This window comes from Novosphingobium sp. 11B (assembly GCF_054589055.1).
On sequence record NZ_BAAILP010000305.1, the window covers coordinates 804 to 8,192 of the forward strand.

The 7,389-nt window shown below is 66.4% G+C and carries 7 protein-coding genes and 1 pseudogene; 4 read left to right on the forward strand and 4 right to left on the reverse strand.

What is annotated here, in order from left to right; translation table 11 throughout:
- Positions 1-286 (reverse strand): annotated as a pseudogene (locus ACYPYD_RS26110) (adenosine kinase); the annotation flags it as partial.
- 434 nt (positions 287-720) lie between these two features.
- Here ACYPYD_RS26110 and ACYPYD_RS26115 point away from each other — a divergent pair.
- Positions 721-1,188, forward strand: a complete 468-nt coding sequence (locus tag ACYPYD_RS26115; protein ID WP_459666562.1) for a hypothetical protein — start codon at positions 721-723, stop codon at positions 1,186-1,188.
- 39 nt (positions 1,189-1,227) lie between these two features.
- On the opposite strand, the gene ACYPYD_RS26120 is transcribed toward ACYPYD_RS26115, so the two are convergent.
- The 3 genes from ACYPYD_RS26120 to pdxH form a co-directional block, all read right to left on the reverse strand.
- Positions 1,228-2,790, reverse strand: a complete 1,563-nt coding sequence (locus ACYPYD_RS26120) for an outer membrane protein assembly factor BamB family protein (RefSeq protein WP_459666554.1) — start codon at positions 2,788-2,790, stop codon at positions 1,228-1,230.
- Positions 2,791-2,918: 128 nt separating this feature from the next.
- Positions 2,919-3,842, reverse strand: coding sequence for a cation diffusion facilitator family transporter (locus ACYPYD_RS26125; protein ID WP_459666555.1), 924 nt, complete (start codon positions 3,840-3,842; stop codon positions 2,919-2,921).
- Positions 3,839-4,462 (reverse strand): pyridoxamine 5'-phosphate oxidase, encoded by a 624-nt coding sequence (pdxH, locus tag ACYPYD_RS26130; protein ID WP_459666558.1) that lies wholly within the window; start codon positions 4,460-4,462, stop codon positions 3,839-3,841. The genes ACYPYD_RS26125 and pdxH overlap by 4 nt, the downstream gene beginning before the upstream one ends.
- Positions 4,463-4,632: 170 nt before the next feature.
- Between pdxH and ACYPYD_RS26135 the strand changes: the two genes are divergently transcribed.
- From ACYPYD_RS26135 to fabI, 3 genes are read left to right on the forward strand one after another with little or no spacing between them, the layout of a single operon-like run.
- The gene (locus ACYPYD_RS26135) at positions 4,633-5,568 is read left to right on the forward strand and encodes a DnaJ C-terminal domain-containing protein (protein ID WP_069708644.1); all 936 of its coding nucleotides are present in this window, start codon (positions 4,633-4,635) and stop codon (positions 5,566-5,568) included.
- A complete protein-coding gene (locus ACYPYD_RS26140; protein WP_459666559.1) occupies positions 5,558-6,499 on the forward strand; it encodes a YihY/virulence factor BrkB family protein in 942 nt (313 codons plus the stop codon). The genes ACYPYD_RS26135 and ACYPYD_RS26140 overlap by 11 nt, the downstream gene beginning before the upstream one ends.
- Positions 6,500-6,520: 21 nt before the next feature.
- Positions 6,521-7,324 carry an enoyl-ACP reductase FabI gene (gene fabI / locus ACYPYD_RS26145; RefSeq protein WP_036525594.1) on the forward strand — a complete coding sequence of 268 codons (804 nt, stop codon included), beginning with the start codon at positions 6,521-6,523 and terminating at the stop codon, positions 7,322-7,324.
- The last annotated feature ends 65 nt before the right edge of the window (positions 7,325-7,389 follow it).

The following is a 7,389-nucleotide window of genomic DNA, read 5'->3' on the forward strand; positions in this document are numbered from 1 at the left end:
TGTCGTGGGTGAAGACCTCGCCCAGTTGGTCGTCGGCGACCTGGCCGATGAAGCCGCACTTGGCGCCCAGCGCGGCGAGGCCCGCCAGCGTGTTGGCGGCCGACCCGCCCGAGACTTCGCGGGCCGGGCCCATCGCGTCGTAGAGGGTGCGGGCCTGATCGCCGTCGATCAGCTGCATGCCGCCGCGCACCAGGCCGAGTTCCTCGATCTGCGCGTCCGAGCAGTTGCCGATGACGTCGATGATGGCGTTGCCGATGGCGATGACGTCCAGACGGGGTTGCGTCATGGGGTGGGTAAGTCCTTCAGTGGAGGCCGGAAACAGGTCCGGGAATTTCGATTGCCCGAGCGACTAGCGCGCGGCCGGATGCGCTGCAAGGTGACGCAGGTTTACACGGTTGACACGGTCCAGAGGAAAAAGGTGTCACCTTGCGGCGTTTCCGGGCGGTTTCGGGCTCGAAAGTGTCACCTTGCGGGCTCCGATGTGTCACCTTGCTCCGCAAAGGTGTCACCTTGTGCGGGCGATGTGTCACCTTGCGGGCCGAAGGTGTAACCTTGCGCCGCTTGCAAGCTGACAGGTCCGGGAAGCGGGCAATCCGAAGCATGGCGCCGGAATACCCCGGCCCTGCACCTGTAGGAAAGCCGCCGTTCCCCGCAGGCGCAAGTGGTTCGGGCGATGGCCCGTTGACTTGCCCTCGCCTCCGGGCGATGCCGCAGGCGATCATGAGCACGACGTCTTCCGGGAGAGTTCCCCTGCAGCCCCGCTTCCTTCTTCCGCTTGGTGCGGCTGCGCTGGCGCTTGCCCTGTCGGCCTGTTCGTCGACCGGCGGCAGCGTGGCGAGCACGCCCGCGCCGCCACCTGGCAAGCGGATCAAGGGCGTCCCCGTCACCCGCCAGCCGACCCGCGCCGCACCGCGCGACGCCGCCGTGCAGATGGCGCCGGGCCTCGAAGGCGTGATCGGCGCCAACCAGGGCCAGCTCACCCGCATGTTCGGGGAGCCCCGCCTCGACGTGTGGGAAGGTGACGCGCGCAAGCTGCAGTTCACCGGCACCGCCTGCGTGCTCGACGTGTTCCTCTATCCCAGCACCAGCTCGAAGGAGCCGCACGCCACATACGTGGAAACGCGGCGTTCCTCGGACGGGCAGAATGTGGACCGGGCCGCCTGCGTCGCGGCGCTGAGGCAGAAGTAAGGGCCGACGGGCAAAAAACGCTCACCGGCCCATGCCCGCTCAGAACAGCTTGTAGGCGGTCAGCTTGGCACGCTGCGCCGTCAGCAGCAGATTGCCTGGCGTGATCGCCAGACGGCCGCCGGTCGGCGCCGTCCAGACGATCTTGTGCCCGGCATCCTTGAGGTCGATCGCCCAGGTCTCATTCTCGGTCGAGACGAAGACATGGCTTCCGGTGGCCACGACATTGCCCGCGAACGTGTCCGAGGTGGGAATCGAGGTCGACCACTTTACCTCGCCCGTTGCCGCATTGATCGCGCTCAGCACGTGGGCATCGTCCCGCACGGCGTAGATCGTATCGCCGGCATAGGCGAAGGCCGTCGTGTACCGCGCGATCGAGCGCCACGATGTCGTCTCGGTATTCAGGTCCAGCGCGATCAGCTGGCTGGCCGTATAGAAAGCCCGGTTCGCCGAATAGAGAAAGACCTTGCCGCCCGATCCCAGGACCGGCGCGCTGAACCAGTCGTAGCTCTGCTGCTGGTATCCGGAATCAGCGACGCTGCGCACGAGTACGCCGGTGCCCCGGTCGATGACGTCCAGCGCCCGGCCCGAATAGTAATAGACATAGTTGTCATCGACCGCCGGGCTTTCTCCCGCCCACACGCCGTAGCTCCCGAACGTCTCCCAGCGCTTGGCGCCGGACAGGGCATCGAAGCCGTAGACGACATTGCCGTAGTACCCCGCCGACATATAGACGGAGCCCGCCGAAGCGACCGGCTGGTTGAATGTCGACCATTGCGACGCGAAGTGCATCTGCTGCTTGAACGCGCCGGTAGCGAGGTCGAACACCCATTGCGGGTTCGTGCCGCTCGAACTCTCCATCGAGGTCACGTGCACCAGCCCGTCGGAGATCGCAGGCCCGCTGAGATAGCCGGAGGCGTAGACCTGCGAGCCCAGATCGTAGTTCCACTTCTCGGCGCCGTCCGCAGCATTGAGGCCGCGCACCGTGCCCCGATACTGCCAGGTCCCGCCGGTCGACGGCTCGACGGTCGTGATAGCCACCATGTCGGCCGTCGCGGCCGGGGCCTGGATCGACTGCCCCGCGTATTCCCAGGCCTTCACGAAGTCCGCGACCTTGTAATTCACCGGCACATAGCCGGTATGCGCACCGTTGCGCTGGAAGGTGCCCCACGCCTGCAGCGGCACGTCGAGGTTGACGGTGAAGGTCTGGGTAGAACCCGGATAGACGGTCCCGCATGTCGCATCGGTGCAGAGGCGGAAGGTCACCTCGGTAGAGGTCTTGCCGCCCGCCGGAAGATCGACGGTGGCGAACTTCACGGTGTAGCCCTGCCCCGCGGCGACCGGCGCACCATCGAGGGCGAAGCGCCGGTCGGAGAACTTCACGTCGGCCACGACATTGCCCGAAGACGATCCGGTGTAGCTGGCGCCGATCTCGAAATGGCCGGTCTGGCCTTCGGCGGAGCTGACGTTCAGCGTCGGGGCTGCCATCGTGACGTTCAACGTCGCCAGGGGCGGAGGGCCTCCGTTGCCATTGCCATCGTCACCGCCGCACGCACCCACCATGGCGGCCGCAGCAATCGCCGCGCCCCAGTACACGATCTTCATGAAATCCCCCGTTCGCCTGCGGGCTGCAGGCGGTCATCGGGTGCATCAGAAAATCCGAAAATACAAGGTAATGAACGAGTTGTAATAACAGGCGGGACAGACGCAAAAACCTCCCGTTCCTGTGCTCCTCACCCCACCCGGATCGGCGGCAGCACGTCCAGGCCCGCATCGCCGGCCTCGTCGACCAGTCCTTCGGGGTCCGGATGGATCAGTATCTCGGTGCCGGGAAATTCCGCCTTCAGCCGCGCTTCCAGAGCATCCATCACCTTGTGCGCCTCGCGCACGGTCATGTTCGCGTCGACCCAGACGTGGAACTGCACGAAGTCGCGGTTGCCCGATGTGCGCGTGCGCAAGTCGTGGACGCCGGTGATGTCGGGATTGCGGGCGAGCACCTCGAGGAAGCGCTGCTTCTTTTCGGCAGGCCACTCGTGGTCCATCAGCTGGTCGAGCACCTCCTCGGACGCCTTCCAGGCGCCCCAGGCCAGCCACAGCGCGATGCCGAGGCCGAACAGCGGGTCCGCGCCCGAAACGCCGAGGTACTGGTCGATCACCAGCGCCGCGATCACCGCGACGTTGAGCAGCAGGTCCGACTGATAATGCACGCTGTCGGTCGCGATCGCGAGGCTGCCGGTCCGGCGGATCACATGGCGCTGCCAGGCGATCAGCGCGAACGTCACAACGATCGCCGCCATCGAGACGCCGATGCCGGTGCCCGCCGCCTCGACCCGTGCACCCGCGAAGAAATCCTCCACCGCGCGCGCGGCGATGCCCAGCGCCGAGATCGAGATCAGCACGATCTGGAACAGCGCCGCGATCGCTTCTGCCTTGCCGTGGCCGAAGCGGTGCTTGTCGTCGGGCGGGTGCGCGGCGATCCACACGCCCAGCAAGGTCGCCACGCTGGCGACGAGGTCAAGCGCGGTGTCGGCCAGGCTCCCCAGCATCGCGGTGGAGCCGGTGGACCATGCCGCCCAGCCCTTGATCGCGATCAGCAACGTTGCCGCGCCGATGCTGGCGAAGGCCGCGCTGCGGTTCAGGGCGCCGTGATCACTCACGGATAGAGCAGCGAACTGGCCCAGCCTTCCGGGCCGTGCTCGAAGCGGCGGCGCTCGTGGAGGCGATAGGGGCGGTCGTGCCAGAACTCCATCGCCTGCGGGCGCACGCGCCAGCCGCCCCAGTGCGCGGGACGCTCGACCTCGCCGCCCTCGAAGCGGGCACGCACGTCCTCATAGCGGGCGAGGAAGGTTTCACGCGAATCGAGCGGGGCGGACTGGTCGGACGCCACTGCGCCGAGCTGCGAATCGCGGGCGCGCGAATGGAAATAGGCCTCGGCCTCGGCCTCGCTTACGGGCGAAAGGGTGCCTTCGATGCGGATCTGGCGGCGCAGGCTCTTCCAGTGGAACAGCAGCGCGACCTGCGGGTTGGCGGCGATCTCCTGCCCCTTGCGGCTGTGGCCATTGGTGTAGAACACGAAGCCGGAGCTGTCGTATCCCTTGAGCAGCACCATGCGCACCGAGGGTTGGCCGTCCGGCGTCGCGGTGGCGAGTGCCATTGCGTTGGAATCGTTGGGTTCCGTTTCGCGCGCTTCATCGTACCACTGCGTGAACAGCGCGAAGGGATCGCCATGCGGGATAACCTCGCGGGCGTCGGTTTCGGAAGGATGCGCTATGGTCACTGTGCGAATTCCTGCGTTTCGAGATGGGAACCCTTGCGCGGATGCCCGGTTGCACGGGAGATGGCCTTGATCGCGGACAAGTCTCCTGTGCGAACTAGGGAACGCAAACGTTCCGCGCAACCTGCGAGAGCGCTTGTCCAAACCCGCCACGCAACCTAGCTAGGGGCATCATGGCAGCAGATCCCTATACCACCCTTGGCGTGCCCCGCGGTGCGAGCGAAAAGGACATCAAGTCCGCCTACCGCAAGCTGGCGAAGGAACTCCACCCCGACACCAACAAGGACAACCCGGCGGCGGCCGCGCGCTTCAACGACGTGACGCGTGCTTACGACCTGCTTTCGGACAAGACCAAGCGCGCCCAGTTCGACCGGGGCGAGATCGACGCCGAGGGCAACCCGGCCAGTCCCTTCGGCGGCGGCTTCGGCGGAGGCGGTTATGGCGGCGGCCCCGGCGGCCAGCGTGGCTTCGGCGGCGGTTTCGGCGCCGAGGAAGGGATCGACCTCGAAGACATCTTCGGCGGCATCTTCGGTGGCGGCGGCCGCGCCGGGATGGGAGGCATGGGAGGCGGCCGGGGCCGCGCCGCGCCCAAGGGCGCCAACGTCAACTACCGCCTCGCCGTGCCGCTGACCGACGCGGCGGAACTGAAGCCCCAGCGCATCACCCTGTCCGACGGCAAGACCATCGACCTCAAGCTGCCCGCGGGCGTCGAGGACGGCACCCAGATGCGCCTTGCGGGCAAGGGCGAGCCCGGCCCCGGCGGCAATGGCGATGCCACCGTCACCGTCCACATCCAGCCGCACGCCTTCTTCCGGCGCGACGGTGACGACTTGCGCCTCGACCTGCCGATCACGCTGGACGAAGCGCTGCTCGGCGCCAAGGTCAAGGCGCCGACGCCTTCGGGAGCGGTGATGCTCTCGGTTCCGGCGGGCTCCAGCTCGGGCAAGGCGCTGCGTCTCAAGGGACGCGGGATGACGCGCAAGGACGGCACGCGCGGCGACCAGTTGATCACCCTGCAGATCACGCTGCCCGAGGGCGATGCAGACCTCGCCGCCCGCCTCGAAGGCTGGAGCGACAGCCGCGACGTGCGCGGGAAGTTTGGCGTCTGATCCTGACCATGAAGCGCTGAGCAAAAAGCTGCGGCGCAAGGCGGGACCGGGCACCCGGACCTTCCGCGTAATGGGCCGCGTCGTCTCGGGCACCTGGGACGACGGGTTCATCCATGCGGGCAACCTTGCCTACATGAGCCTGCTGTCGCTGTTCCCCTTCTTCATCGCCCTTGCCGCGATCCTCTCGGCGCTGGGCGAGCAGGACCAGATGGGGGCTTCGATCGACACTATCCTGCGCGCCCTGCCTCCGCGCGTGGGTGACGTGCTGCGCCCGGTCGCCCACGACGTCGCCGCCGCGCGCCATGGCTGGCTGCTGTGGATCGGCGGCTTCCTCGGCATGTGGACCTCTGGCAGCCTGATCGAGACTATCCGCGACATCCTCCACCGCGCCTACGACGCGAAGAAGCGCCACCGCTTCTGGCGATCCCGGCTGGTGTCGAGCGCGGTGATCTTCGGCTCGGTGCTGCTGCTGCTGATCTCGCTGTCCTCGCAAGTGCTGCTCTCGACCGCCGAGACGGTGCTGGCGACGCTGTTCCCCCGGCTCGATACGCTTTCCGAGCAAATGGCGCTCACTACGGCGATGAGCGGAGGCGGCATTTTCGTCTCGATCTATCTGCTGTTCTATCTGCTCACCCCTTCGGCATACCAGAAGCGGCGCTACCGCAAATGGCCCGGAGCGGCGTTCGTCACGCTATGGTGGCTGCTGGTCGCCTGGGCGCTGCCGAAAGTGTTGCAGAGTTTCCTCATGTACGATTTGACGTACGGAAGCCTCGCCGGAGTGATGATCGCGCTTTTCTTTTTCTGGCTTGTCGGCTTAGGGATGGTCATAGGCGCGGAGTTGAACGCGGCGCTCGCGCAGGCGAACGAGGGTACAGGTGTCCCCGTGGAATTCGGCGCGGGTTCCGGCCCGGCGAACGGGCCCAACGATTAAAGTGGTTACAGGAAGAAACGAATGACCGGTCTGATGCACGGCAAGAGGGGGCTCATCATGGGCCTCGCCAACGACAAGTCGCTGGCCTGGGGTATCGCGAAGAAGCTGCACGAACAGGGGGCCGAACTGGCCTTCGCCTATCAGGGCGAGGCGCTGGCCAAGCGGGTGAGGCCGCTGGCGGAAAGCCTCGGCTCCGATTTCCTCATCGACTGCGACGTGTCGAACATGGACGCGATCGACACCGCCTTCGCCACTCTGGCGGAGCGCTGGGAGACGATCGACTTCGTGGTCCACGCCATCGGCTTCTCGGACAAGAACGAGCTGCGCGGCAAGTATGTCGACACCAGCCTCGACAACTTCCTGATGACGATGAACATCTCGGCCTACTCGCTGGTCGCCGTGACCAAGCGCGCGATGGCGATGATGCCGAATGGCGGCTCGATCCTGACGCTGACGTACTACGGCGCCGAGAAGGTCGTGCCGCACTACAACGTCATGGGCGTGGCCAAGGCGGCGCTCGAGGCCTCGGTGAAGTACCTCGCCAACGACCTCGGCCCGCAAGGCATCCGCGTCAATGCGATCTCGGCCGGCCCGATCAAGACGCTGGCCGCCAGCGGCATCGGCGACTTCCGCTACATCCTCAAGTGGAACGAGCTGAACTCGCCGCTGCGCCGCAACACCACGATCGAGGACGTGGGCGGCTCGGGCCTGTACTTCCTGTCGGACTTGTCCTCGGGCGTGACCGGCGAGACTCATCATGTGGACTCGGGTTACCACCTCGTCGGCATGAAGCAGGAAGACGCGCCGGATATCGCGCTGGCCTGAGGGCCTTCTCGAACTGCCGAAGTACAAAAGGCCGGAGCTGATGCTCCGGCCTTTTCCATTTTCGT